Annotated in this window: 23 protein-coding genes and 1 pseudogene; 18 read left to right on the top strand and 6 right to left on the bottom strand. The window is 72.0% G+C overall.

From position 1 onward, the window contains the following. Window positions 1-20: 20 nt before the first annotated feature. Window positions 21-290 (bottom strand): YciI family protein, encoded by a 270-nt coding sequence (locus GWK25_RS21560; protein ID WP_215452173.1) that lies wholly within the window; start codon window positions 288-290, stop codon window positions 21-23. Between the two features lie 319 nt (window positions 291-609). Here GWK25_RS21560 and GWK25_RS21555 point away from each other — a divergent pair, with 319 nt between their 5' ends. The 8 genes from GWK25_RS21555 (at window position 610) to GWK25_RS21525 (ending at window position 8,282) form a co-directional block, all read left to right on the top strand. Beyond that, window positions 610-2,040: an NAD(P)/FAD-dependent oxidoreductase gene (locus GWK25_RS21555; RefSeq protein ID WP_215452172.1), complete on the top strand. Its 1,431-nt coding sequence runs from the start codon at window positions 610-612 to the stop codon at window positions 2,038-2,040. A 208-nt stretch (window positions 2,041-2,248) separates the two neighbouring features. Next, on the top strand, window positions 2,249-2,518 hold the full coding sequence (locus GWK25_RS21550; protein WP_251828967.1) for a hypothetical protein: 270 nt from the start codon (window positions 2,249-2,251) through the stop codon (window positions 2,516-2,518). 116 nt (window positions 2,519-2,634) lie between these two features. Then, window positions 2,635-4,554: an alpha/beta fold hydrolase gene (locus GWK25_RS21545; RefSeq protein WP_215452171.1), complete on the top strand. Its 1,920-nt coding sequence runs from the start codon at window positions 2,635-2,637 to the stop codon at window positions 4,552-4,554. Then, window positions 4,551-5,171, top strand: coding sequence for a hypothetical protein (locus GWK25_RS21540; RefSeq protein WP_215452170.1), 621 nt, complete (start codon window positions 4,551-4,553; stop codon window positions 5,169-5,171). Before GWK25_RS21545 ends, GWK25_RS21540 begins: the two co-directional genes overlap by 4 nt. Before the next feature lie 2 nt (window positions 5,172-5,173). Further along, entirely contained in the window at window positions 5,174-5,299 is a 126-nt protein-coding gene (locus GWK25_RS44310; RefSeq protein ID WP_286014539.1) for a hypothetical protein, read from the top strand. 39 nt (window positions 5,300-5,338) lie between these two features. Next, entirely contained in the window at window positions 5,339-7,231 is a 1,893-nt protein-coding gene (locus GWK25_RS21535) for an ABC transporter ATP-binding protein (protein WP_215452169.1), read from the top strand. Window positions 7,232-7,269: 38 nt separating this feature from the next. Beyond that, window positions 7,270-7,461, top strand: coding sequence for a hypothetical protein (locus GWK25_RS21530; RefSeq protein ID WP_215452168.1), 192 nt, complete (start codon window positions 7,270-7,272; stop codon window positions 7,459-7,461). Further along, a complete protein-coding gene (locus GWK25_RS21525; RefSeq protein WP_215452167.1) occupies window positions 7,458-8,282 on the top strand; it encodes a trans-aconitate 2-methyltransferase in 825 nt (274 codons plus the stop codon). The genes GWK25_RS21530 and GWK25_RS21525 overlap by 4 nt, the downstream gene beginning before the upstream one ends. Before the next feature lie 148 nt (window positions 8,283-8,430). Here GWK25_RS21525 and GWK25_RS21520 read toward each other — a convergent pair whose 3' ends face one another. Continuing rightward, complete coding sequence (locus GWK25_RS21520; RefSeq protein WP_215452166.1) at window positions 8,431-8,961, bottom strand: helix-turn-helix domain-containing protein; 531 nt, start codon at window positions 8,959-8,961, stop codon at window positions 8,431-8,433. 89 nt (window positions 8,962-9,050) lie between these two features. Here GWK25_RS21520 and GWK25_RS21515 point away from each other — a divergent pair, with 89 nt between their 5' ends. From GWK25_RS21515 to GWK25_RS21480, 8 genes are all read left to right on the top strand, one after another. Beyond that, entirely contained in the window at window positions 9,051-9,548 is a 498-nt protein-coding gene (locus tag GWK25_RS21515; protein ID WP_215452165.1) for a PaaI family thioesterase, read from the top strand. A 442-nt stretch (window positions 9,549-9,990) separates the two neighbouring features. Beyond that, on the top strand, window positions 9,991-12,000 hold the full coding sequence (locus GWK25_RS21510; RefSeq protein ID WP_251828966.1) for a serine/threonine-protein kinase: 2,010 nt from the start codon (window positions 9,991-9,993) through the stop codon (window positions 11,998-12,000). 176 nt (window positions 12,001-12,176) lie between these two features. Next, window positions 12,177-13,010, top strand: coding sequence for a PIG-L family deacetylase (locus tag GWK25_RS21505; protein ID WP_215452163.1), 834 nt, complete (start codon window positions 12,177-12,179; stop codon window positions 13,008-13,010). Between the two features lie 218 nt (window positions 13,011-13,228). Beyond that, window positions 13,229-13,783 carry a SigE family RNA polymerase sigma factor gene (locus tag GWK25_RS21500; protein WP_215452162.1) on the top strand — a complete coding sequence of 185 codons (555 nt, stop codon included), beginning with the start codon at window positions 13,229-13,231 and terminating at the stop codon, window positions 13,781-13,783. Beyond that, window positions 13,780-15,165, top strand: coding sequence for a PQQ-binding-like beta-propeller repeat protein (locus tag GWK25_RS21495; RefSeq protein ID WP_215452161.1), 1,386 nt, complete (start codon window positions 13,780-13,782; stop codon window positions 15,163-15,165). The genes GWK25_RS21500 and GWK25_RS21495 overlap by 4 nt, the downstream gene beginning before the upstream one ends. Before the next feature lie 490 nt (window positions 15,166-15,655). Beyond that, window positions 15,656-16,648 (top strand): dihydroxyacetone kinase subunit DhaK, encoded by a 993-nt coding sequence (gene dhaK / locus GWK25_RS21490; RefSeq protein WP_215452160.1) that lies wholly within the window; start codon window positions 15,656-15,658, stop codon window positions 16,646-16,648. 89 nt (window positions 16,649-16,737) lie between these two features. Beyond that, window positions 16,738-17,352, top strand: coding sequence for a dihydroxyacetone kinase subunit DhaL (dhaL, locus tag GWK25_RS21485; protein WP_215452159.1), 615 nt, complete (start codon window positions 16,738-16,740; stop codon window positions 17,350-17,352). Continuing rightward, window positions 17,345-17,755 carry a PTS-dependent dihydroxyacetone kinase phosphotransferase subunit DhaM gene (locus tag GWK25_RS21480; RefSeq protein ID WP_215452158.1) on the top strand — a complete coding sequence of 137 codons (411 nt, stop codon included), beginning with the start codon at window positions 17,345-17,347 and terminating at the stop codon, window positions 17,753-17,755. Before dhaL ends, GWK25_RS21480 begins: the two co-directional genes overlap by 8 nt. A 406-nt stretch (window positions 17,756-18,161) precedes the next feature. On the opposite strand, the gene GWK25_RS21475 is transcribed toward GWK25_RS21480, so the two are convergent. Then, entirely contained in the window at window positions 18,162-18,890 is a 729-nt protein-coding gene (locus GWK25_RS21475) for a glycoside hydrolase family 75 protein (RefSeq protein ID WP_215452157.1), read from the bottom strand. A gap of 370 nt (window positions 18,891-19,260) precedes the next feature. On the opposite strand from GWK25_RS21475, the gene GWK25_RS21470 reads away from it, so the two are divergent. Both GWK25_RS21470 and GWK25_RS21465 read left to right on the top strand, forming a co-directional pair. Then, entirely contained in the window at window positions 19,261-20,241 is a 981-nt protein-coding gene (locus GWK25_RS21470; protein ID WP_374200629.1) for a fibronectin type III domain-containing protein, read from the top strand. Between the two features lie 161 nt (window positions 20,242-20,402). Further along, window positions 20,403-20,939 carry a hypothetical protein gene (locus GWK25_RS21465; protein ID WP_215452156.1) on the top strand — a complete coding sequence of 179 codons (537 nt, stop codon included), beginning with the start codon at window positions 20,403-20,405 and terminating at the stop codon, window positions 20,937-20,939. Between the two features lie 171 nt (window positions 20,940-21,110). Here GWK25_RS21465 and GWK25_RS21460 read toward each other — a convergent pair. From GWK25_RS21460 to GWK25_RS21450, 3 genes and pseudogenes are all read right to left on the bottom strand, one after another. After that, window positions 21,111-21,650, bottom strand: a pseudogene (locus GWK25_RS21460) (PadR family transcriptional regulator); the annotation flags it as partial. A 74-nt stretch (window positions 21,651-21,724) separates the two neighbouring features. Beyond that, window positions 21,725-23,746, bottom strand: coding sequence for an NADPH-dependent 2,4-dienoyl-CoA reductase (locus GWK25_RS21455; protein ID WP_215452155.1), 2,022 nt, complete (start codon window positions 23,744-23,746; stop codon window positions 21,725-21,727). 158 nt (window positions 23,747-23,904) lie between these two features. After that, window positions 23,905-24,681: a putative protein N(5)-glutamine methyltransferase gene (locus GWK25_RS21450; protein WP_215452154.1), complete on the bottom strand. Its 777-nt coding sequence runs from the start codon at window positions 24,679-24,681 to the stop codon at window positions 23,905-23,907. Between the last annotated feature and the right edge of the window lie 327 nt (window positions 24,682-25,008).

Genomic DNA, 25,008 nt, shown 5'->3' with positions numbered 1-25,008 from the left:
TGGTGACGCCTTCCTGGCCGTCACCGCCGCTCCAGACCCACCACCGGCGCCCATTCGCGCACACCAACCACCTCGACACCCGGGGTGCGGTAGTACGGATCGGCGTCGAGTATGCGGTCCAGCTCTGCGCGTTCCGTATCGAAGACAAGGAGCGCACCTGTGTCGTCGGCCAACGGACCGGCGGCGACGAGACAGCCCTCCTCGTGAAGGCGGCTGAGGAGGGCGCGATGCGCCGGACGTGCCGCGAGGCGTTCAGGGGAAGCGGTCAAGGCAAGTTCGACAATCAGCATGCGCCCGACCGTAGCAGCGACAGCACCTGGCTACGGCTGTGCCGGCTCCGACCAGCGAGATCACGATCTACGGCTGGAGTATGAGGTGATCCGGGTCCGCGAATTAGGCAATTCTGCGAATCGCGCCGGGAGGGCCGATCGCCCTATCGTGGAAGAGCCAAAGGCGCCGGGACGGTTTTCCTACGTCCCGCAGAGTGGTGAATCGGCCGGACGGGCCCTTCGCGGGGCCCGTTCCATTCTTTTCCGTGCACCACCGTGCACCGTGCACCACCGCGCGCCGGGCGGACCGGCGCGATCGTCGAGCGGACGCGGGAGACGTATGACTACGGCCGTCGTGGTGGGCAGCGGTCCCAACGGTCTCGCCGCGGCCGTGTTCCTCGCCCGGGAGGGCGTCGAGGTCACCGTCCTCGAAGCCGCCGACTCCATCGGCGGGGGCACCCGCACCAGCGAACTGACGCCGGGTCTCCTGCACGACCACTGCTCCGCCACCCACCCCATGGCCGTCGGCTCGCCGTTCCTGCGGAGCCTCGACCTCGCCCGCCACGGGCTGACCTGGTGCCTGCCGGAGATCGACTGCGCGCATCCGCTGGACTCCGGCGAGGCGGGGGTCCTGCACCGGTCGGTCGACGAGACGGCGGACGGCCTCCCGGAGGGCGACGGCCGCAGGTGGCGGCGGACCTTCGGGCCACTCGTGGACGGCTACGACGCGCTGGCCGAGGACCTCATGCGACCCCTCGCGCACGTGCCGCGCCATCCCGTGCGCCTCGCGGCCTTCGGACCGCGGGCCCTGCTGCCGACCGCGGCGGTGGCCCGACGATGGCGGTCCGAGAGTGCCCGTGCCCTCTTCGCCGGCGTGGCCGCACACGCCTTCCGTCCGTTCGACCGGCCCGCGAGCGCCGCGATCGGTCTGACGATCATCGCCGCCGGCCACCGGCACGGCTGGCCGGTGGCGGCCGGCGGCTCCCGGGCGATCAGCGACGCGCTGGCCGCCCAGCTCACCGAGTTCGGCGGGCGCGTCGAGACCGGGACGCGCGTGCGTTCCCGGGCCGACCTGCCCCCGGCCGACCTGGTCCTCTTCGACGTGGCCCCCGGGGCGGTGGCCGACATCCTGGGGGATCTGCTGCCGGGCCGGGTGGCCCGTGCCTACCGGCGCTACCGCCAGGGCCCCGGCGCCTTCAAGGTGGACTTCGCCGTCCAGGACGGAGTGCCCTGGACCAACCCGGCGGCCCGCCGGGCGGGCACCGTCCACCTCGGCGGGCCCTACGCGGAGGTCGCCGCCACCGAGCGGGCCGTTCATGCCGGCCGTATGCCGCAGAGGCCGTTCGTCCTGGTCGGGCAGCAGTATCTGGCCGACCCCCGGCGTTCGAAGGGCGACCTCCATCCCGTGTGGACGTACGCGCACGTGCCGCACGGCTACGACGGCGACGCCACGGAGGCGATCGTCGCGCAGATCGAGCGCTTCGCGCCCGGCTTCCGCGAGCGGGTCCTGGACATGGCCGTCCGCCCGCCGGCCGCGTTCGAGGAGTACAACCCGAACTACGTCGGCGGTGACATCGTCGCCGGGGCGAACACCGCCTTCCAGCTGGTCATGCGCCCCCGCGCCGCGCTCGACCCGTACAGCACCGGCGTGCCGGGCATGTTCATCTGCTCGGCGGCCACACCGCCGGGCGCCGGCGCCCACGGCATGTGCGGCGCGAACGCCGCCGCGTCCGCCCTGCGTCATCTCGGGCGGCGGCGGGGCAAGGACTGAGCGAACCATTCCTGAAAGGCCTGGACCGATTCGGTCCAGGCCTTTTCCGTTCTCCGCTGCCACGGAATTCAGGCCACCCGAAGAAGAACGGTGCCGAGAATAGGCATTTTTATCGATGCGGAGGGGATCGGCGAGAGCCTAATGTTTTCTCCAGAAGGGCACCGGAAGAAAAGAACTTCCGAGGCTTCGAACGCGAAAGGAAAATGAAATGAGCAGCACCGAGAACGCGCTGAACAGCGTGGAGATCCCCGTCGAGGGTGTCGTCTACGTCGCCGCTCGCCCGACCCTGGGAACCCCGCGCATCGCGCGGATCGGCCGGGTCGCCCAGGCGGCCGAGGGCGTCGGCGCCGCCCTGGCCGGCGTCGGCGCCACGGTCGGTGTCGCCCAGGCCGCGGAGGCGAACAACCTGGCGGCGGAGGCCAACGCCCAGAACGCGGCCGCTCTCGCCGCCGCCGGTGGCCCGCCGCCCGCGGTCTGACGACCGGCGGTGAACGCATAGGAACCCGCTGTCGGACCAGAGGGCTGTTCTGGTCCGGCGGCGGGTTCCGTCGCACGCGAAAAAACGTGCTCAAAAGTATCAGGAGAAGAGGTTCCATGAAACGCGTCCGAAGGATCACTTCCGCGGTGCCGAGGAAGGTCGCCTCCGCGGTGTTCAGCCCGCTGCCGGTCGGCCGGGACCGTGCGCTGGGGCCGTCGGAGCGGCTGGCCGCCGCGACGAGCCTCACCTCGTCCCTCGAATACCTCACCCAGCGCCACGAGATGGACAAGGGGGGTATGAACGACTGGGAGATCGCCAAGGACAGCATCGCGCACGCGAATCCCCTGCTGCGTCGGCTGGTCGACCTCGCCAGTGGGCCACGGACCACGACGGCCCTGCACCTCGCCCGGGCCGGGGTCGCCACCGCGATGCTGCTGCCTGGCAGGTCGAACTGGCGCGGGGCGGGCAGCCTCTTCCTGGGAGCGACCTCCGCTCTGCTCGGCCCCCGTCAGCATTACGGCAGCGACGGCGCCGACCAGGTGGCGACCCTTGTCCAGCTCGCGACCGGCGGCGCCCGACTGGTGCCCTCCCCGGCCGCCAAGGACGCGCTGCTCTGGTACGTCGCCCTGCAGTCCAACCTCTCCTACCTGGTCTCCGGCTGGGTCAAGCTGCTCGGCCCGGACTGGCGGGACGGCTCCGCCCTGTCCGGCGTGATGCGCACCCACACCTACGGCCACGAGGGCATGCACTCGTGGATCCGGAACAACCCCCGAGCCGCCAGGCTGCTCGCCCACAGTGTGCTGGCACTGGAGTGCCTCTTCCCGCTCGCCTATCTCAAGGAGGGCCGGCTGACCCGTCCCGTCCTCGCGAGCGCCGCCGCGTTCCACCTGGCCAACGGCTACTTCATGGGGCTCGGCAGGTTCGCCACCGCCTTCCCCGCGATGCACCCCCTGATCGCCTACACGGCGGCCCCCCGCAGTCACCCGGCCGTCGCGGGGCGCGACGACCGCGCCCTGCCGGCCGCTCTCACCCTGCTCGCGGGGGCGACGGCGGTGGCGGCCGGCACCGCCGTCCAGCGGCGCATCCGCGCCACCGAGGGCTGGCGGACCTCCCGCGTCCTGACGACCCGGCACGGCAACCGGCTCCAGTACGAGGAGATGTCGGTGGGTGACGGCGAGCGCCCGGTGTTCGTGCTCGCCGCGGGCCTGCTGTCCACCAGCGAGCACTACGCCTGGATCAGCGAGCGCCTGTCCTACGAGACCCCGTACGGCGTCATCGCCTACGCCCGCGCCGGATACGCGGGCAGTCGCCGCAGGGCGACCACCGTCTACCGGCTGTCGGAGTCGGTCGACGACCTCGTCGACCTGGTGAACGGCGCCGTGGCACCGCACCGCAAGGTGATCCTGGTCGGCCACTCGATCGGCGGGGAGCTCGTCCGCCGGGCCACCCAGCGCCTCGGCGACCGGGTGCACGGTGTCGTGTACCTCGACTCCTCGCACCCGGACCAGTTCAACCGCTCCGCCCAGCAGCGGGTGACCGGCGCCGGTCTGGGCGGCACCTTCGCGTCCATGAGCCGGGCCCTGCGTCTGGGCACCGGAGCCCTTCTCACCCGCCCGTGGTGGATCCGTGAACTGCCCGCCGCCTACCAGGAGAAGGTCTTCGCCCAGTACGCCGACGCTCGGATGTGGTACGCGGCCCGCCGCGAATGGAAGGCGCTGCAGGAGGACTTCGCGGCGTTCCCCGGCCGACTCCCCACGATCGAGGGCGTACCCGGCCTGGTGATCTCCGCGCAGCGGACCGTGGACCGCGACCCCGACCAGCTGCTGATGCACCGGGAACTGGCCGAGGCGCACCGCGGGGCGCCCAGCGAGACGGTGGTCATCGAGGGGGCGGGCCACGACACGCTGCTGCTCAACAGCCGTCTCGCAGGCCAGGTCACGGACCGCGTCCTCGCGTTCTTCCAGCGCCTCGACGAGGGCCCCCGGGCGCCCCGGCGCAGCCCTTCCGTCACGCTCGACAAGGAGACCGCACGATGAACACCCCGAGCCGTCCACCCTCGCGGAACCCGTTCACCGGGGAGGGCGCGGCCTGGCGGATCGCCGGAGCCGCCATGCTGCTCGTCACCGTCGCGGGCCAGCACCCCTTCGAGCAGTTCTCCCGGTTCCGTTCGAAGGACGTCCTCTCGCTGGTGCCCAACTGGAGGTTCTTCGCTCCCAATCCGTGCATGCACGACAGCCACTTCCTGTACCGCACGGTGGACGCCGACGGCAGCGCCTCCCCCTGGCGGGACGCGTTCTCGACCGAGACGCGCAAGCCCCAGCACATCGTGTGGTTCCCCACGCGCCGTGCGGACAAGGGGGTGTTCGACGCGTGCGCCGACATCATGCCGACCCTGGAGTTCGGCGGCTTCGAGGCCGCCGCACGCACACCCGGGTACCGGATGGTCACCGAGCACCTGCGTGTCCTCATCAGGTCCGAGGGCCCCGTGGCCGAGGAGATCCGGGGCTTCCAGTTCGCCCTGGCACGGGCCACCGGCTTCGACACGCGTCACCGCCCCGAGCTGATGTTCGTCTCCCCGTTCGTTCCCCTCGATCCGCAGGCCCCGGGCACCCCGCTGACGCGGACCCCGGCCAAGACCCCCGCGAAGGTGTGACCATGGACAACGCGACCCCCTTCATCCTCCTCGGCCTCCTGATACTCGCGGTGGGCCTGCTCAAGGCCGGCCTGCGGCTCGCCAAGGACCGCGCCGAACCGGACGAGGACGGCAGGGAGCACGAGTGAACCGGGAGCGGGCGGCCACCGCGGGACCGGGGGCACGCGATGAGTGACCGGCCGGCCGGCCGGGGACGGCACACTCGCCCGCAGGGCCCGCCGGTGAACCTGGAGAAGGAGACCGGCCCCGGCGGTGGGCGGCGCGCCGCCCACCGGGCGGTTCCCCAGCTCGACCTGCATCTGCTGTGGGGTGAGGGAGCCAAACCATGGCGGGCCATGGGGCGGCACCGCCGCCTGGTCCTGCTCGGCATCTTCCTCGGTCTGGTGGGCGCCGCCACGTCCCTGGCCCAGCCCGCCGTCATCGGTGGACTGGTCGCCGCCGTCGGCGAGGGCCGCTCGCTGACCGGCCCGATCATGGTGGGCGCGGCCCTGTTCATCGCCGACGCGCTCCTCGGCGCGGCCCACTCGTACGTCATCGGGCTGGCCGGGGAGAACATCGTCTACGACATCCGCCGGACCCTGGCCGCCCGGCTGCTGCGGTCCCGGTTCAAGGCCTACAGCGGCATGCAGCAGGGCGATGTGTTCTCCCGGATGGTCAGCGACACGATGCTGGCCCGCTCCACGATGACCCACGCGATCGACAGCATCCTCAACAACAGCTTCCTGGTCGTCGGCGGGATCGTGCTGATGGCCTGGATCGACACCGTGCTGCTGGCCGCCACCCTGGTCTGTCTCGGCGCGACCAGCGTCGTCTCGCTCTTCCTGGCGCGCGGGGTGCGCAGGGTGTCGGTGCGCAACCAGACCGACCTGGGCACCTTCGGCACCGCCCTGCTGCGGGTGCTGGGGGCGATGCCCACCGTGAAGGCGTCGCGGGCCGAGGCGAGGGAGGCCGAGGGCATCGCGGCCATCGCGCGGCGGGCCCGGAAGTCGGGGATCAAGGTGACGGTGATGTCGTCGCTGCTCGACCCGACCATGAGCATCGGCACACAGCTCGCCCTGACGGTCGTCATCGGTCTGGGCGCGGCCCGCACCGCGACCGGGGCCATGCCGACCGCCGATCTGACGGCGTTCATCCTCTATCTGTTCTATCTGGTGGCGCCGTTGCTGACGCTGTTCGAGTCGATCGCGCAGTTCCAGATCGGCAGGGCGTCGGTGGAACGGCTCGCGGAACTGGGCAAGATCGAGGTCGAGACGGAACCGGAGAACGGCCGGCCGGCGGAACGGCCCCGCGCCGCACGCTCGTTCGGGCGCGGGTACGAGCCCGGCCTCACCTTCGACGGTGTCCGCTTCTCCTATCCGGGCAGCGACAAGCTCGTCCTCGACGGGGTCTCCTTCACCGTCCCGGCCGAGGGGCTGACCGCCGTCGTCGGTCCCTCCGGCGGCGGCAAGTCCACGGTCTTCCAGCTGATCGAGCGGCTCTTCGACCCGGTCTCCGGCACGATCCGCATCGACGGCACCGACATCACCGACCTGCCGCTCAACCGGCTGCGGTCCATCGTGGGCTACGTCGACCAGGACCACACGCTGCTGCGCGGCACCGTCCGGGAGAACCTCACCTACAGCGCGCCGGACGCCGACGACAAGGACATCGCCGAAGCACTGCGCATGGCCAACCTGACCGAGGTGATCGCCGCGCTGCCGCAGGGCCTGGACACTCCGCTCGGCGACCGCGGTGCCGGGCTGTCGGGCGGCCAGCGCCAACGCCTCGCCATCGCCCGTACGTTGCTGCAGGCCCCCCGTTTCCTGCTGCTGGACGAGGCCACCGCGAACCTCGACACCGAGTCGGAGAACGCGCTGCGCGACAGCATCGCGATGATCTCGGGCTTCTGCTCGGTCATCGCCATCGCCCACCGGCTGTCCACGGTCACCGAGGCCCAGCAGATCGTCGTGCTCGACCGGGGGCGGGTGCACGCCGTGGGCACGCACGACGAACTCCACCGGCACAGCGAGCTGTACCGCAGGCTCGCCCGGCTCCAGGAACTCAGCGACCTGGCGTCCTGACACCCCCGCAGGAGAAGACATCCCGACAGGAGAAGTTCATGAACGACTTTCTGCTCATCCCGTCCGTGGTAGCCCTCGGCATCGTCGGATTCCTCATCGCCACCCGAGCCGTCAGCACCCCCGCCGTTCTCGGCGTCGCCCTCGTGGTGCTGCTCGGTGCCTGCTCCCAGGCCAGACGGAACGCCCATCCGAGGACCACGACACCCAAGAAGCGGAGGCACCACCCATGAGCACATCCACTCCATCCACCACGTCCACCACGTCCACCAAGCGCATCACCTCCACCACGTCAGACATCGTCGACGACATCGGCTACGGCCGGCAGTTCGACGGCTGGTACCACCGTCTCTTCCCGGACGACGCGTCCGTCGTCGCCGAGGTGGAGCTGCTGGCCTCGCTGCACCCCGACCCTGCCTCGGGGACGGTCGAGTTCGGCGTCGGGAACGGGCGCATCGCCCTCCCGCTCTCCCGCCGGGTCGGCAGGATCACCGGCGTCGACTCCTCACCGGAGATGCTCGCCCTGCTGCGCCGGGACCTCACCGAGGACACCCCCGTGGAGCCCGTGCACGCCGACATCCGCACCTACACCGCCGACGGCACCGTGGGGCTCGTGTACGCGATCTGCGCCACCCTCTCCATGCTGCTGACTCCCGACGAGCAGCGGCAGGCCGTGGAGCGCGCCGCCGATCTGCTCGCTCCCGGAGGCCGGCTGGTTGTCGAGACCCACAACAAGCCGGCCGTCATCGCCCTGCACGAGGGCAGCGCCCGCGCCACGTACTTCTCGCCCTATCCGGAGCCGGGCACCGGTCTGCAGAGCCACTCCGTCCTCCTGCCGGAGGGATCCCTGTGGCACCTCTCCCACGTCTGGTACGAGTCCGACGGCACCACCCGGGTCGGCACCGAGATCTCCCGGCTGACCGCCCCGGAGGAGTTCGACGCCTACGCCCGCGCCGCCGGCCTCGAACCGGAGCGCCGTCTGGGCGACTGGTCCGACGCGGCCCCGTACGGCCCGGACTCACCGCTCGCCATCTGCACCTACGTCAAGCCCTGATGCGTCAGAGGGTGCCGGTCGGTGACGACGTCCCGTGCAGGGCGGTCATCGCCGGGATGGTGAGGATCCCGACCGGCATCCACGCCCGGGGTGAGCACCAGCGCGACGGCCACGCTGACTCGCCTGCTCAAGAACGTCACCTCGCACTTCACGATGAAGACGGTCGACCCCGGTCCGTAGCGGGCCGGTCCTCGTCACCTCGGACGTCCGCCCGTGCGAGGAGCCGCGCCGAGGGTCCGGGGCGGGTACGGGCCTCCCGCGGGGTCAGCGGTCCGTGACCCTCCTCGCAGACGACCACCGCCCGCACGGTGTCGCCGCAGTCCGCGTGACTCACCTCCAGGGGCGGCCCCTCGGGGTCGGCCGTGTACCGGTCGCCCCACTGCTTGAGGGCGATCATCGCGGGCCACAGGTCCCAGCCTTTGCGCGTGAGCCGGTACTCGCGCCGGGTGCGGCTGCCGGGCTCGCGGTAGGCGACGGTCTCCAGGATCCCGGCCGCGACCAGCTTGCGCAGCCGGTCAGCGAGGACGGCCTCGGACAACCCGACGTGGCGCCGGAAGTCGTCGAAACGCCGTACGCCGTTCATGGCGTCCCGCAGCAGCAGCAGGGACCACTTCTCGCCGACCAGATCCAGCGTCCGGTGGACCGTGCAGTTCTCCGCGCTCGTCTCCAGCCACCTCATGCGCTCATCCTAGGCTGACTTCGCGATTGACAGCCAGATGCGTGGCCAGCTAGCTTCATTTTAAGAAGCCAGCTACTCCGGGAGTGGAAATGCGCAGGTCACGTACGTTCGCGTGGGAGGACCCCACCGTCTCCGCCCGAGCCGTCGGTGACCACAGCGGCCTCGACTTCCTGCGGGAGATACTCGCCGGGCGGCTGCCCGCCCCGCCGGTGGCCGCCACCCTGGGCTTCACCCTGGAGGAGGCCGAGCACGGCCGGGTGGTCTTCGTCCTGGTGCCGGGCGAGGAGCACTACAACCCGATCGGGAGCGTCCACGGCGGGGTGTACGCCACCCTCCTGGACTCGGCGGCCGGCTGTGCGGTGCAGTCCGTGCTGCCGCGGGGCACGGGCTACACCTCGCTCGACCTGACCCTGAAGTTCCTGCGCCCGGTCACCGTCGACACCGGCAAGGTCCGCGCGATCGGCACCGTCCTCAACAGCGGCCGCCGCACCGCCCTGGCCCAGGCCGAGCTCCGTGACTCCGAGGACCGGCTGCTCGCCCACGCCACCAGCAGCTGCATGGTCTTCCCCGTCCCGCCCAGCTCGTAGCCGCGCCGTAGCCCGGCAGGCGTCCGCAGGGTGTGACTGCTTCGCCGCGTGCGTTCGTTCGCGTGGTTGCAGCGCCGGTGATCGAAGCGTTCCCGCGCCGGGACCCACGCGTCGACCGGTGCGCGTCTCGCCGAACTGGCCGGTGCCGAACGGCTCGTTGATGTGACCGCCGGGTTCGGAGCAGTGGTGGACCGTGAGTTCGGCGGCGTGTGCGTCGCCTCCGGCGCAGATGTCGACGAGCCGGTGGTGGTGCTCAATGGTTTCCGGCCGCCGAGGAGACGCACGGCGGCCGGATATCATCCAGCCTCGAACGTCTCCCGCACGACCGATCGGACTGTCTGTGAGCGCTGCTGTACCGGTCGGGCGGATACAGCCCGCTCGCCCGGGTGATCCCTCCCATGTCGGCCCGTACCGCGTGGTCGGCCGGCTCGGTGCGGGCGGCATGGGAACCGTGTACGCCGCGCTCACGGACGACGGCGCCCGGGTGGCGGTGAAGGTGATCCATCCCGTGCAGGCGGGGGACCCGGAGTTCCGGGCGCGGTTCCGCCGTGAGGTGCGGCTCTCCGCCCGGGTCCAGGGCCCGTTCCTGCTGCCGCTCCTCGCGGCGGACCCCGATGCCGACGCCCCCTGGCTGGCGACCGCCTACGCCCCGGGCCCCACCCTCGCCCAGCATCTGGCCGCCCACGGACCGCTGAGCGAGGGCACGTTGTACGCCTTCGCCACCGGCACCGCGCAGGCCCTCGCGGCGATCCACGCCGCCGGCGTCGTGCACCGGGACGTCAAACCGCAGAACGTGCTGCTGACGCCGGCCGGACCCCGCGTCCTGGACTTCGGCATCGCACACGCCGCCGACGGCACCAGCGTCACGCGGACCGGCATCCTGACCGGCACCCCCGGGTGGATCAGCCCCGAGCACTACCGCGACGGCGTCACCGCGGCCGAGGGCGACCTGTTCGCCTGGGGCGCGCTGGTGGCCCACGCGGCGACCGGCCGGCTCCCTTTCGGCAGCGGCGCTCCCGAGGCGGTGGCCTACCGTGTCCTGTCCGGCGAGCCGGATCTCGACGGTGTCCCCCACGCGCTCAGGGAGATCCTGGAGAGGGCCCTCGCCAAGGAACCCGCCGAGCGGCCGGACGCCGCCGAGGCCGCCGACACCTGCGCGCGGCTGCTGGCCGCGCAGTCCACTCAACTGCTCGCCGACGACAAGGCGGTGGAAGAGGGTGACGCTCTGCCGTCCGTCGGCGAGTTGGTCACCGCGCTGTGGTCCGTACCGGCCCCCGAGGACCCCTCCTGGCCCGTACCGGCACCCGTCCCTGCCGCAAAACCCTCCCGACGCCGGGCCGTTGTCGCTGTCGTGGTCGCGGCGGCCGTCGTCGGCGCGGTCGTCGGCGGCGTACTGGCCTTCCGCCAGGACGGGAGCGGCGGGGACTCGGCGACCAGTGCCGGAACGACGGCCTCCAGGGGCGCGGGCGGTTCAGGTGCGGGCGGTTCAGGTGCGGGAGCCGCCCGGTCGCCCTCCGGCGTGTCCGACGCGGAGGCGACCGGCCCGGCGGTCACCGATCCACGGGCCGTGCCCGTCCCGGCCGACCCGCTCGCCGGAGTGGCCGATCCCGCCTTCACCCGCGCGGACGACGAGGCCCAGCCCGTCCCCGGCGAGTGGGGCGCGAGCCGGTACGCCACCGGCGCGGCGGAGCGGAAGGCCGCGGCCGACATCGTCGACGAGGTGACCGCCATGCTCACCACGAAGGACATGTCGTTCATGGAACCCACGGTCACCTTCAACCGCCGGGCGCAGACGGTGATGGTCACCGGGGGCCCCATCTCCACCCTCACCGACGACTACAAGGAGGTCTTCCGGCGCGCGAGCGAGATGGCCGCGTGCACCACCCTGGCCCACCGGCTCAAGGACGCGCCGCGCAGCTGGCCGTACGGCAGGTTCTCCGTCTACTGGAAGGACTACGACGGCCAGGACGAGGCCACGATCCTCGGTTTCGGCAGAGCAACCACCGGCTGCTACAGCGAGGAGGCCGGACGGCGCCAGGGCACGGACGAGGGCATCGTCACCGCCGAGCTGCCCAGCGCCGACCGGGACGAGATCCGTGTCGCCGGTGACACGGTCGAAGCGATCACCGCCGCCTGGGACACGCGCGTCGCCGAGGGCCACGGCCTGGAACCCTTCGACCACGACGACGCGATCACCCTCGGTTTCGATCCCGTCGACAAGATGGTGTACGTGTGGGCGCTGGACGGCTCCGGGGTGCTCTCCGGCCGCGCCCAGCAGTCCCACTTCCAGGACGTCGTCACCAGAACCGCGTGCCCCAGGCTGCTCGCCGAGTACAAGCGCGACAAGCGCTGGAACTACACCCACTGGACCGTCGCGGCGTACCAGGGGAACAGCGCATGGCCCCAGCTCTTCACCTCCGGCGACTGCCTGCCCGCGGAAAGCCGGCCCTGAGCGGAAAATCAAGCGGTCTCGCCGGGAACAGCGCGTCCGGCGGGCCGGTTGCATCGGCAGAGGGGCGGGAGCGCGGGATCACCGGTCCGTCCGCTCCCTCGCGATCCGAGCTCCGGGCGCGCGAGGTTCGTACCGCGCACCGAGATCAAGACGTACTTCTGCAGAAGGGCTGTTGCATGACTGACCACCCCTTGACGCTCATGGCCGTACACGCTCACCCCGACGACGAGGCCACCGGAACCGGAGGAGTCCTCGCGCGGTACGCGGCGGAAGGCATCCGCACGGTTCTCGTGACGTGTACCGACGGCGGTTGCGGTGACGGACCAGGAGGCGTCAAACCGGGTGAGCCGGGCCACGATCCGGCGGCGGTCGCCTCGCTGCGCCGCCGGGAACTCGAGGCGAGCTGTGACGTCCTGAAGATCAGCGATCTGGAGACGCTTGACTACGCCGACTCCGGGATGATCGGCTGGCCGAGCAACGACGCCCCCCGGTCGTTCTGGCGGACGCCCGTGCAGGAGGGCGCGGCCCGCCTCGCGGAGCTCATGCGGCACTACCGGCCCGATGTGGTCGTCACCTACGACGAGAACGGGTTCTACGGCCACCCCGACCACATCCAGGCCCACCGCATCACGATGGCGGCGCTGGACATGACCGCGCTGACGCCGAAGGTGTACTGGACCACGGCGCCGCGCTCGATGATGCGGCGATTCGGCGAGCTCATGCGCGAGTTCCATCCGGACATGCCCGAACCGGATCCCGCCGAGGCCGCCGCCATGGCCGAGATCGGTCTCCCGGACGACGAGATCACCACGTGGGTGGACACCACCGCGTTCAGTGGTCAGAAGTACGACGCGCTGGCCGCGCACGCCAGTCAGGGCGAGAACATCTTCTTCCTCAAGATGGGCAAGGAGAGGTTCGGCGAGTTCATGGGCATGGAGACCTTCGTACGTGTCCGGGACACCACCGGCGCGGCCACACCCGAGGACGACCTCTTCGCCGGACTGCGCTGACCCGGCCGCCGACCAGGGCCCGGGGCACATGTGCGCCCGCCCTCGTGGCGAGCAGGACGTGGGACAGGTCCCCGCACCCGTCATTCGGGGTGCGGGGACCCGTGCGTTCGGCGGCCGCGTGCTTCTGTCCCCGGCAGCGGACGCACAATCTTCCTCGACGAGGGATAGCCGTGCGCGGCTCGGCACGTCGTAAGGCGTGCCGAGAAGGGGGAGGGTTGATGAAAGCGTCGAGTCACGACGAGTTCCGGGAGTTCGTAGCGATGCGCTCCACCGCGCTGCTGCGGCTCGCGGTGCTGCTCACGGGCGGAGACCGGCATGGAGCCGAGGATCTGCTGCAGATCGCGCTGATGAAGGTCTACGGGCGCTGGTCGAGCATCGAGCAGCCCGAGGCGTATGTGCGCCAGGTCATGTACCGCCAGCAGGTCAATCGCTGGCGGCTGCGCGGGCACCGCGCGGAGACGACGGTGCCCGTACTGCCCGAATCGGGCACCGACGCCGACGCCGGGGCGGAGTCCGAGCTGCGGATCGCGCTGTGGGCGGCGCTCGCGCGACTGACGAAGCGGCAGCGGGCCGTGGTCGTCCTGCGCTACTTCGAGGACCTGCCGGAGGCCGAGGTCGCGGCGCTGCTGAGGTGCCCGGTCGGCACCGTGCGCAGCACGGCACACAGATCGCTCGCCAAGCTCCGGGCCCTCGTACCGGAACTGGGGCCCGCCGGGCTCGCGGAGGAACAGGTGCAGCAGCTCAGCTTTACGCCGAAGGGGGTTCAGGGATGACGACGGAACTGATGGAGCAGAAGGTCCGGGAGACGCTGCACGCCGTCGACCTGGACCGCGTACGGGCCCCCGGCGACCTGGTCGAGAAGGTGCTGCGGCGGCGCGCGCGGCGCCGCTTGTCGCAGGTGGCGGGGACGGTGGCGGCCGTGGCCGCGATCACCGTGGGTGCGGTGTTCGGTTTCGGGGGCGGCGGGGGCGGCGACCAGGACCGGCCTGTGCGGCCGGCGGCTCAGTCGCCGGAGGGCTGGCAGCCGTGGCGGACCGACGCCCGTGGCGCCGTCGACCGGGGCTGTCTGGTGGACGGCTCCGCGCTGTACTGCGCCGGGTACAAGTACGACGCCGTGAAGTTCGACGCGAACACCGGCGAACGGCTGTGGAAGCTCAAGGCGATCGGCGACGGCTCGGGACCCGTGTCCGTGTCCAGCCGGCCTGTCGCCGTGCGCGACGGCGTGCTCTACGCCTACCGCGCCCACACCGCCGAAAAGGGGCCGGACGGGAACTACGCCCCCGGCACCGACCTGATGGCGGTGGACACCGACAGCGGCAAGGTGCTGTGGTCGGTGGAGCTGGCGAGTGACAACCGCGACGACCAGGCCGCCCTGCTCATCGACGGCGCGGTCCTGGCCAACACCCCCAGGGACCGGACGCTGTCGGCCGTCGATCCGCGGACCGGCAAGGTGAAGTGGCGCCACAGCTGGGCCAAGGGCATCTGGTGCGACCGGGTGGCGCTGAGCGGTGTCCCCTACCTGCTGTGCTCGCCGGAGAGCAAGAAGCCCGGCCCGACCGAGGTCCTCCGTCTCGACCCGACCACCGGACGGACCACCAAGGTCACGGCCGTCCCCGGCAGGCAGCAGATCGTCGGCATCTGGGGGGACCGGATCGTCCTGACCAGGATGCCGGAGCGGACGAGCGTGGTCTTCGAGAAGGAGGAGCAGAAGGCGAGGACCGAGAGGCTGACGGTCGTCGACAGCTCCGGCAGGCAGACCCCGCTGACCTACCCGGTCCAGGGGACGCCGGTCGCCAAGGCCCTCGTCGGGGACCGTCTGATCTCCGTGTCCCGCGCGGGCCAGTCGTCCTCCTACTCGCTCACGACAGGAAAGACCCTGTGGACCGCCCCGGTCGGCATCAAGGTGCCCGACAGCGAGGCGAACTGGACCGACCTGGCGACGCCGGTGGTGTCGCCGCACCGGAACGTCGTGTACTTCTTCGGCCCGGACGGCGATCTGTCCGGCCTCGACGCGGACACCGGTGAGCGGATCTGGCGCGGTCACGTCGACGCCGGCAAGTACGGCGCCATGCCCCAGGCCCTGCTCTACGAGGACGTACTGATCGCCCGGAGCGGCAGCAGGATGGTCTCCTTCCTCCCCGGCCTGAGCGACTGATGACGCCAACGCCGGTTCTGGAAGGCCTCGGCCGGCCCGTGGCCCGTTGAACCGGCCCCCGGCCGGGACGCGACCCCCGTCCCGGCCGGGGACACCGCGCCTCCGGCCCGAAGCCGGCCCGACCCGGCCCGCTCAAGAGCCGGCGCGCCGCCTTCACCGCACCGCCTTCACCGCACCGACCGACCTGGTCTCCGGCCGCGGATCGCGATCATGCCGGTCCTGAACCTCCCACGCTGCGACTGACAGAGGGCTCGAGAGCCCCGGCACGCTCATGCGCGCTCAGGCACGTGACCTTCGCCGCTGCTCGGTCGATACTTCCTGCAGATGCGAATGCGCCGAACCCTGTCCGCCAACCCCTGACACCTGACGTCCCGTCATGGAGGTCAGTATGGAGTCAGCGTCAGTACCGCCGGAGCTCGCCTACGACCGCCGTCGATCGTCACCATCAATAATTGAGCGGCTCGCCCGAGAACGTCTGCAGGAGGTAGCAGTGAAGATGCTGATCAACGTGGCCGAGAGCGTTGTCGCTGATGCGTTGCGAGGCATGGCGGCCGCGCATCCCGAGCTGACCGTGGACGTGGAGAACCGGGTGGTGGTGCGGCGGGACGCGCCGGTGGACGGGAAGGTAGGTCTGGTCTCCGGGGGTGGTTCGGGGCACGAGCCGTTGCACGGTGGGTTCGTGGGACCCGGGATGCTGTCGGCGGCTTGTCCCGGGGAGGTGTTCACGTCCCCGGTGCCGGACCAGATGGTGCGGGCCGCGGCGGCCGTCGACAGCGGCGCCGGAGTGCTGTTCATCGTGAAGAACTACACCGGCGACGTGCTGAACTTCGACATGGCGGCCGAGCTCGCCGAGGACGAGGGCATCCGGATCGCCAAGGTCCTCGTCGACGACGACGTGGCCGTCACCGACAGCCTCTACACCGCCGGGCGGCGTGGCACGGGCGCCACGCTGTTCGTGGAGAAGATCGCCGGGGCCGCCGCCGAGGAGGGGCAGCCGCTGGAGCGCGTGGAGGCGCTGGCTCGGCAGGTCAACGAGAACTCCCGCAGCTTCGGGGTCGCCCTGAGCGCCTGCACCACTCCGGCCAAGGGCAGCCCCACCTTCGAACTCCCCTCCGGAGAGCTGGAGTTGGGCGTCGGAATCCACGGCGAGCCGGGGCGTGAACGGCGCGCCATGATGACCTCGCGGGAGATCGCCGACTTCTCGGTGAACGCCATTCTGGACGACATGAGCCCCCGCAACCCGGTGCTCCTGCTCGTCAACGGCATGGGTGCCACACCCCTGCTGGAGCTGTACGGCTTCAACGCCGAGGTGCAGCGGGTGCTCACCGAGCGCGGCGTGGCCGTGGCCCGCACCCTCGTCGGCAACTACGTCACCTCCCTCGACATGGCAGGCGCGTCGGTGACGCTGTGCCAGGTCGACGAGGAGCTGCTGCGGCTGTACGACGCGCCGGTGCGGACACCGGGTCTGCGCTGGGGCGTGTGAGCGGGGCGCACCGACGGCCGCGCTCGCACCGCCCTCCGCGGCAGAATGCCTCACTGCCCGTCAGTTCATTGACCACGCAAGGAGATTCCGTGCTCGACGCCGACTTCTTCCGTCGCTGGATGACGGCCACCGCGGCCTCGGTCGAACGCGATGCCGAGCGGCTCACGGCGCTCGACTCGCCGATCGGGGACGCCGACCACGGCAGCAACCTGCAACGCGGGTTCACCGCCGTGGCGGCCGTGCTGGAGAAGGAGGCCCCGGACACGCCCGGCGCCGTCCTCGTGCTCGCCGGGCGGCAGCTCATCTCGACCGTCGGCGGCGCGTCCGGCCCGCTGTACGGCACTCTGTTGCGCCGGACGGGCAAGGCGCTCGGCGACGCCGCCGAGGTGAGCGAGGCCCAGCTCACGGACGCCCTGCGCGTCGGGGTCGACGCCGTCATGACGCTGGGCGGTGCGGCCCCCGGGGACAAGACCATGATCGACGCGCTGATCCCGGCGGTCGACGCGCTCGCGGGGTCGTTCGCCGCCGCGCGGGCCGCGGCCGAGGAGGGTGCCCTCGCGACCACGCCGTTGCAGGCCCGCAAGGGCAGGGCCAGCTATCTCGGTGAGCGGAGCATCGGCCACCAGGATCCGGGTGCCACCTCCGCCGCGCTGCTGATCGCGGCCCTCGCCGCCACCGCCGACCCGGAGGCCGCCGATGTCTGAGGAGAAGCGGGTCGGCATCGTGCTGGTGTCGCACAGTGCCGCAGTCGCCGCCTCGGTGGCCGAGCTGGCACAGGGGCTCGCCGGCACGGGGGTCTCCGTTCCCGTCGCGCCGGCCGGGGGCACCGAGGGCGGGGGGCTGGGCACCAGCGCCGAACTGATCTCGGCAGCGGCCGCCTCCGTGGACCGGGGTGCCGGGGTCGCGGTCCTGACCGACCTCGGCAGCGCGGTCCTCACCGTGAAGGCGCTGCTCGCCGAGGGCGACGAACTCCCGGCGGACACACGCCTGGTGGACGCCCCGTTCGTCGAGGGCGCGGTCGCTGCGGTCGTCACGGCGTCGACGGGCGCGGACCTCGCGACGGTGGCGGCCGCGGCCGCGGAGGCGTACACGTATCGGAAGGACTGACCCTCCGGCGGACCGGAGGGCGACCCCCGGGGGCCCGAGCCCACCAGCGACCGACACCCCCGGGCCGATCCCACCAGCGATCGAAACTCGCGGGTCGAGCCCACCGCGATCGAAACTAACGTGGGCGAGCCCACTCGGGCCCCACGGGGCCCGACCTGCCGGCGACCGGGGCCGAGCCGGGAAGATGGGAGCCGTTCGTCCGCCCGGCGCGATGGCGTCCGGGCGGACGGAGCGACACCGTCGGACGATCCACGAGGTGGCATCGGGGGATCCACGCGGCACCGTCGGACGATCCCCGCGATGAGGCCAGGCGAACGACGCGGCACCGTCGGACGGTCGGCGCGGTGCCGCCAGGCGGTCGGCGGCGGACGCGGGGCCGTTCGGCGCCTCCCCAGCGTCGGCGGAATCAGTTCGTCGCCCCGCCCCGCATCGCCGCCCCGCGGCGCAGCCCCGCGCCCTCCACCCACTTTCGGGCGAGTGCCTCGCCGAGTTCGACCGCCGCTCCGTGGTCCTGGATCGGGGTCACCTCGGAGTCCTCGAAGACGATGTAGGTGACCCCGGAGGCGGTGCCGCCGGTGCGCGGGTCGGGGCGGATGCCGAGCCCTTTGGCCGTGGCGTAGGAGGCCTCGCCGATGATGTTCTGCGGGCCGGTGTCGCCCACGACGGCGTACTGGACCCGGTCCCCGTGGACGACAGCCGCGACGGAGCCGCCCTTGATGCCGTGCACCCGGAAGTCCCAGACGCGGCTCGGGGCGGGGACGACGACGAACGGCAGGCTCTCGGAGCGGAGATAGCGCCCGTCGGACTGCAGGAAGGACGTGGCGGGCTGGAACCACGGGTCGGTCTCGCGGTTGCAGCGCGGGCTCGGCCGGCCGTCGCAGTCGATGTCCATGTCCGCCTTCCAGTGCACCGCGCCGTCGACACCGCAGACCGGGATCACTGCGGGCTTCCCGGCGTCACTGCTGTACAGCCCCTCGGAGACCCGGACACAGCCGCGCGCCCTGGCCAGCAGCTCGGCGGCGGTCACGCCGCCCTCGTGTTGCGCGGGGCGCTGCGGATGGGCCAGGGCGGGCAGGGCGACCGGGGCCAGCAGGGCGGCGCCGACCGCGGCCAGCGTCAACGAGCGGACTCGCACGATGAGGAACCCTCTCCTGGGGGGACATGACGGACACTCACCCAAAGGTGGTGCGGGTCGGAGAGAACGGCCACCGGGAGGGGGCCGGACGGACCACGGGCGCGGCCGAGGGCCCGGGCTCGCCTCGGCCCCGGCCACTCGGCCGCTCTCGTCGGCGCGGGTTCGGCGACGACAGCGGCCCGCGCCGTACGGCATGAACGGGCCTGGCACAGAGGCGAGTTCACGCCGTGTCGGAGCACCAGCATACGTAGCCGCCCACGGAGCCGTGAACCGCGTCCACCTCGAACGCACCTCTTGATGTGACCGCGTCAGTCATGTCATACATGGAGATAGGTACAGACCAATCCCGCATCGATCGAGGGGGCAGATCGTGCGACGCGTTTTCGTGTCGGCACTCGTCCTGGTGCCCACGCTCAGTGGCTCGCTGCTCCTCACCGTCGGCTGCGCGGTGGAGGAGCGCCCCGGCGGCCGCCCGCCGCCCGCCCCGCCCGGCGTCACCGCCGATTCCGGAAGCGCCACCAGCGTGCACGTCATGTGGAACCGGGCCCCCGGTGACTCGGAGATCGCCGCGTACGAGGTGTACCGGGGCAGGACCAAGGTCAAGGATGTGCCGGGCGACGAGCACATGGTGGACATCACCCGGCTCAGGCCCTCCACCACGTACGTGTTCACCGTGCGGGCCCGCGGCACCTCCGGGGACCTCGGGCCGCCGAGTGCGGAGGTCCGCGCCACGACGCCCGCCGCCGGCCCGGCGGACCGGCGACCCCCGAGTCGGCCGGAGCGCCTCGACGGGAAGGTGCTCGGGAGCGGGACGGTGCGGTTGTCGTGGGAGCCGTCGAGGGACGACCGGGACGTGGAGTCGTACGACATCCTGCAAGGCGGCTCGAAGATCCACGGTGTGGGCGGGGAGCGGACGTCGGCCGTGGTCACGGGGTTGCGGCCCGGTACCCGGTACTCCTTCACCGTGCGGGCCCGGGACGCCGCGGACAACGTCTCGCCCGCGAGCGCGGAGGTCCGGCTCAGCACCCGTCCGGGAGCGGACGACGGGCGGGGCACCGCGCCCACCGGGTTCCGTGCGGAAGCACGCCGGCACGACGGGGCGTACTCCGTCGAGCTGTCCTGGCTTCCTCCGCTCGTCGACGGGGTCGTCACGGAGTACGAGATCGAGCTCGACGGGCGGCCGGCGACCACCCTCGTGTGGGGCGGAGCACCGCCCCGGGGCCGGGCCTCGTACGACTTCTATGTGGGCCGGGAGGCGGGGGTGACGTACCGCGTGCGGATCCGGGCCAAGCTGCCGGACGGGACCTGGGGCGGGTTCTCGGTGGAGCGGACGGTCACCACCGGCGGGTGAGGGCCGCGGTTCCCCCGCACGGCGGTATCCGTCACCTGCCCGGGTGTCGTCCGCATGCGGGCGGGGCGCGGGGCACGTTGGCTCACCCTGAGGCAGCACGGGTCCCCCGAACCTCGGCGGCGCAAGGGATGTGCCGCGACCGTGCCGCTGGAGGGCAGACCATGCGTACGTCTCAGCTACTCCTCCGCTCCGGCCTGACGGTGGCCGCCGCCGCGCTGCCGATCGCCCTGACCGCGCAGCCGGCCTCGGCGGTGCCGACGGGCATCTCGGTGAGCACCACGGGCTCCTCGGTCAGCGTGACCACGAGCGATTGCCCCGACAGCACCAACGGCACGTTCGGCACCGCCTCGCTGCTCTCCGGCGGGCAGGCGAACTTCTCCCAGGGGCGTCAGGTGACCCTGACCGGCACCAGCACCGCCCAGTCCGCGTCGTGGGAGAACGTGGGCCCGGGCACGTACACCGTGATCGTGGTGTGCAAGGACGGGACCACGGCGGGCACCCAGTCCGTCATCGTGACGGCGGCGACCCCCACCATCTCCACGACGGCATCGCCGGCGCGCGGCGTCATGGGCGGCGTCGGCGGCGCGACCCGGGAATACGGCACCGTCACCCTCGTCGGCGGCGGGGCGCTGGTGGCCCTGGGCAGCGGGGCGGCCGTCTGGTACCTGCGCCGCCGGGCCAAGCCGCACCGTCTGTGACCACGGGGCCCGCTACTCCTGCCTCGCGCGCTCTTCCTCAGCGCGGCCGTCCCCCACCTTGTCGCCGCCGTCCGCGCGCACGTCCTTCACGCTCAGGTCTTTCCCGCTCATGTCTTCCGCGCCGACCTCTTCCGCGGCGCCCGCCCCACCGCTGTCCTCGCCGCCGCCGGTGTCCCCCGGCAGCGTCGAGAACTCCTCCAGGGCGTTGGTCAGCCACTGCGTCCAGAAGGTCTGCAGATCGATCCCCGCCCGCAGGATCAGATGCTGGAGACGGTCCTGGGCCGTGTCCCGGCCCGGCCCGAAGTCCCGCTTCTCGATCTGCTCGTACTCCGCCAACTTCCTCCGGTGCAAAGTGAGATGGCGCCGCAGATCGTCCTCCAGGCCGTCGGTGCCGACCACGGCGGCGGCGCGCAGCCGGACGAAGAGCGCGTCGCGCCACGGCTTGGGGTCCTGGGGCGCGGAGGTCCAACGGGCCAGTTCCTCCCGGCCGGCCGGCAGCACCTCGTAGCTCTTCTTCTGGCCCCGGGCGGGCCGCTCGGAGGGCAGGGCCCGGATGTAGCCCTCGCCCTCCAGTTTCCCGAGCTCGCGATAGATCTGCTGGTGCGTGGCCGACCAGAAGTAGCCGATCGACCGGTCGAACCGCCGGGTCAGCTCCAGGCCCGACGAGGGCTTCTCGAGCAGGGCGGTGAGAATCGCGTGCGGGAGTGACATGGGCCCATCCTAGGAAGGCCGGAGGCCGGCCACGGCCGCTCGCGCCGCCTCGGCCGGACGCCCGCGGCCCCCTCCTACAGTGCCGCCGCCAGCTCCGTCCCCTGTTTGATCGCCCGCTTGGCGTCCAGTTCGGCCGCCACGTCGGCCCCGCCGATGAGGTGTGCGGAGCGCCCCGCGGCGATCAGGTCGTCGTAGAGGTCGCGGCGCGGGTCCTGGCCGGTGCACAGGACGACCGTGTCGACCTCCAGCACCTGGCGGACGCCGTCGACGGTGACGTGCAGCCCGGCGTCGTCGATCAGGTCGTACTGGACGCCGGGGACCATGGTGACGCCGCGGTGCTTGAGTTCGGTGCGGTGGATCCAGCCGGTGGTCTTGCCCAGTCCGGCGCCGACCTTGGTGGTCTTGCGCTGGAGCAGGTGGACCGATCGCGGCGGCGCGGGCCGCTCGGGGGCGGCGAGACCGCCGGGGGCGCGGTAGTCCATGTCGACGCCCCACTGCCGGAAGTACGCGGCCGGGTCCTCGCTCGTCTTCTCCCCGCCGTCGGTCAGGAACTCGGCGACGTCGAAGCCGATACCGCCGGCGCCGAGGATGGCGACGCGGTCGCCGACGGGAGCGTTGTCGCGCAGGACGTCCAGATAGCCGAGGACCTTGGGGTGGTCGACGCCGGGGAGTTCGGGGGTGCGGGGGGTGACACCGGTGGCGACGACGACCTCGTCGTACGCCGTCGCCGCGAGGTCGTCGGCCGTGACCCGGGTGCCCAGGCGTACGTCGACGCCGTGCGCGTCGAGTTGGGTGCGGAAGTAGCGCAGCGTCTCGTCGAACTCCTGCTTGCCGGGGACCCTGCGGGCGACGTTCAGCTGGCCGCCGATCTCGCTCGCCGCGTCGAACAGGGTGACCTCGTGGCCGCGTTCGGCCGCGCTCACCGCGCAGGCGAGTCCCGCCGGGCCCGCGCCGACGACCGCGACGCGCTTGCGCCGCCGGGTCGGGGAGAGCACGAGTTCCGTCTCGTGGCAGGCGCGCGGATTGACCAGGCAGGAGGTGATCTTGCCGCTGAAGGTGTGGTCCAGGCAGGCCTGGTTGCAGCCGATGCAGGTGTTGATGGCGTCGGAGCGGCCCTCGCGAGCCTTGTTGACGAAGTCCGGGTCGGCGAGCATCGGGCGGGCCATGGACACCATGTCGGCATGACCGTCGGCGAGCAACTCCTCGGCCAGTTCAGGGGTGTTGATGCGGTTGGTGGTGACGAGCGGGACGGAGACCTCGCCCATCAGCTTCTTCGTCACCCAGGTGTACGCGCCGCGCGGCACCGAGGTCGCGATGGTGGGGATACGGGCCTCGTGCCAGCCGATGCCCGTGTTGATGATGGTCGCCCCGGCCGCCTCGACGGCCTTCGCCAGCGTGACCACCTCGTCGAGCGTGGAGCCCCCGGGGACCAGGTCGAGCATCGACAGCCGGTAGACGACGATGAAGTCCTCGCCGACCGCCTCGCGGACCCGGCGCACGATCTCGACGGGGAAGCGCATCCGGTTCTCGTACGAGCCGCCCCAGCGGTCGTCGCGGCGGTTGGTCCCGGCGGCGATGAACTCGTTGATCAGATAGCCCTCGGAGCCCATGATCTCCACGCCGTCGTACCCGGCCCGGCGGGCGAGGCGGGCCGCGTTCGCGTAGTCGTCGATCGTCTGCTCGACCTCGGCGTCGGTGAGCGCGTGCGGGACGAACGGGCTGATCGGGGCCTGCAGGGCGCTCGGCGCGACGAGGTCGCGGTGGTAGGCGTACCGGCCGAAGTGCAGGATCTGCATCGCGATCCGGCCGCCCTCGCGATGTACGGCGTCGGTGATCTCGCGGTGCCGGTCGGCCTCGGCGTCGGTGGTGAGCTTGGCGCCGCCCTCGTAGGGACGGCCGGCCTCGTTGGGCGCGATGCCGCCGGTGACGATGAGGCCCACTCCCCCGCGCGCCCGGGCGGCGTAGAACTCCGCCATGCGCTCGAAGCCGCGCTCGGCCTCCTCCAGGCCCACGTGCATGGAGCCCATGAGCACGCGGTTGGGGAGCGTGGTGAAGCCCAGGTCCAGCGGGCTCAGCAGGTGCGGGTAACGGCTCATGGGGCCCTCCGTGCGTGGCGTCGTCAGCAAGGTTGTAGACGACGCCACGACTATTATGCAACTAGTTGCACAATGACTGAGGGCAAGACCACATCAGGTTGCGCAGGACCGCGAAGGGGCCGGGCGGGCGGGGTCGGCGCGTGGGAACCGGCGGATTCTCAGGCCCTGGTGCCGATCACCACGTGGGCGTACGCCTCCGCCGCGACGGCCGTGCGGGCCGTCAGGCCGGAGCGGCGGAAGGTTTCGAGGGCCGGCGGGGCCTGGCGGCGGCTGGTCTCGACGAGGAGACAGCCGCCGGGGGCGAGCCAGTCGGGGGCCTCGGCGGCGACCCTGCGCAGGACGTCGAGGCCGTCCGTGCCGCCGTCGAGGGCGACCAGGGGCTCGTGGTCGCGAGCCTCGCTCGGCAGGAGCGGGACCTCGCCGGTGGGGACGTACGGGACGTTCGCCGCGAGGATGTCGATCCGGCCCCGCAGGCGCTCGGGGAGCGCGGTGTAGAGGTCGCCCAGATGGGCGTGGCCGTCGTAGGGCGCGAGGTTGCGCCGGGCGCAGCTGACCGCCGCCGGGTCGATGTCGGCGGCGTGCAGTTCGGCGCCGTCGAGCGATGCGGCCAGGGCGGCACCCACCGCGCCGGAGCCGCAGCAGAGGTCGACGACGACACGGGCGCGGGGGGCGGTGGCGAGGGCCTGCTCGACGAGGAACTCGGTGCGGCGGCGGGGGACGAAGACGCCGGGCTCCACGGTGATGCGTAGGCCGGCGAACTCCGCCCAGCCGAGGACGAGTTCGAGGGGCAGGCCCGCGACACGCCGGTCCACCATGGCGGCGGCGTCGTCCGGGGTGCGGGCGGTCGAGAGAATCAACTCCGCCTCGTCCTCGGCGAAGACGCAACCGGCGGCGCGCAGTGCCGAGACGACGGAGGCGAGGGAGAGAAGTGGCATGACAGCCGAAGAGCCTTTCGGTGGGCCGAAGGGCGCTCCGCGGTGACCTATCGGCGAGGCACCGCGCCGCGTCGAGGGGAGAGCACCCGACCTGCTACAGCGGTAATGGGTCTCACCTCCCGGGTCCACGTACTGACTGGCCCGGCAACCCTACCCCATGGTCACGACCGACCGACGGGGGCCGGGCGGCGCCGCCGCGACCCTCGGGAGGCATGAGGTGTGACGCCCAACGCCCGCCCCGCGCACGGCGCCGGGGGCGACGAGGCCGTTCGCCAGGTCGGGGAGCCCGAGCCGCACCGGCGTGCCCGTACCCGAACCACCCGGTCC

It is taken from the genome of Streptomyces sp. ATCC 21386 (assembly GCF_018728545.1).
Taxonomy (GTDB): Bacteria; Actinomycetota; Actinomycetes; order Streptomycetales; family Streptomycetaceae; genus Streptomyces.
Note: the sequence above shows the minus strand (reverse complement) of the source record. Positions and strands in the feature narration are given on the sequence as shown.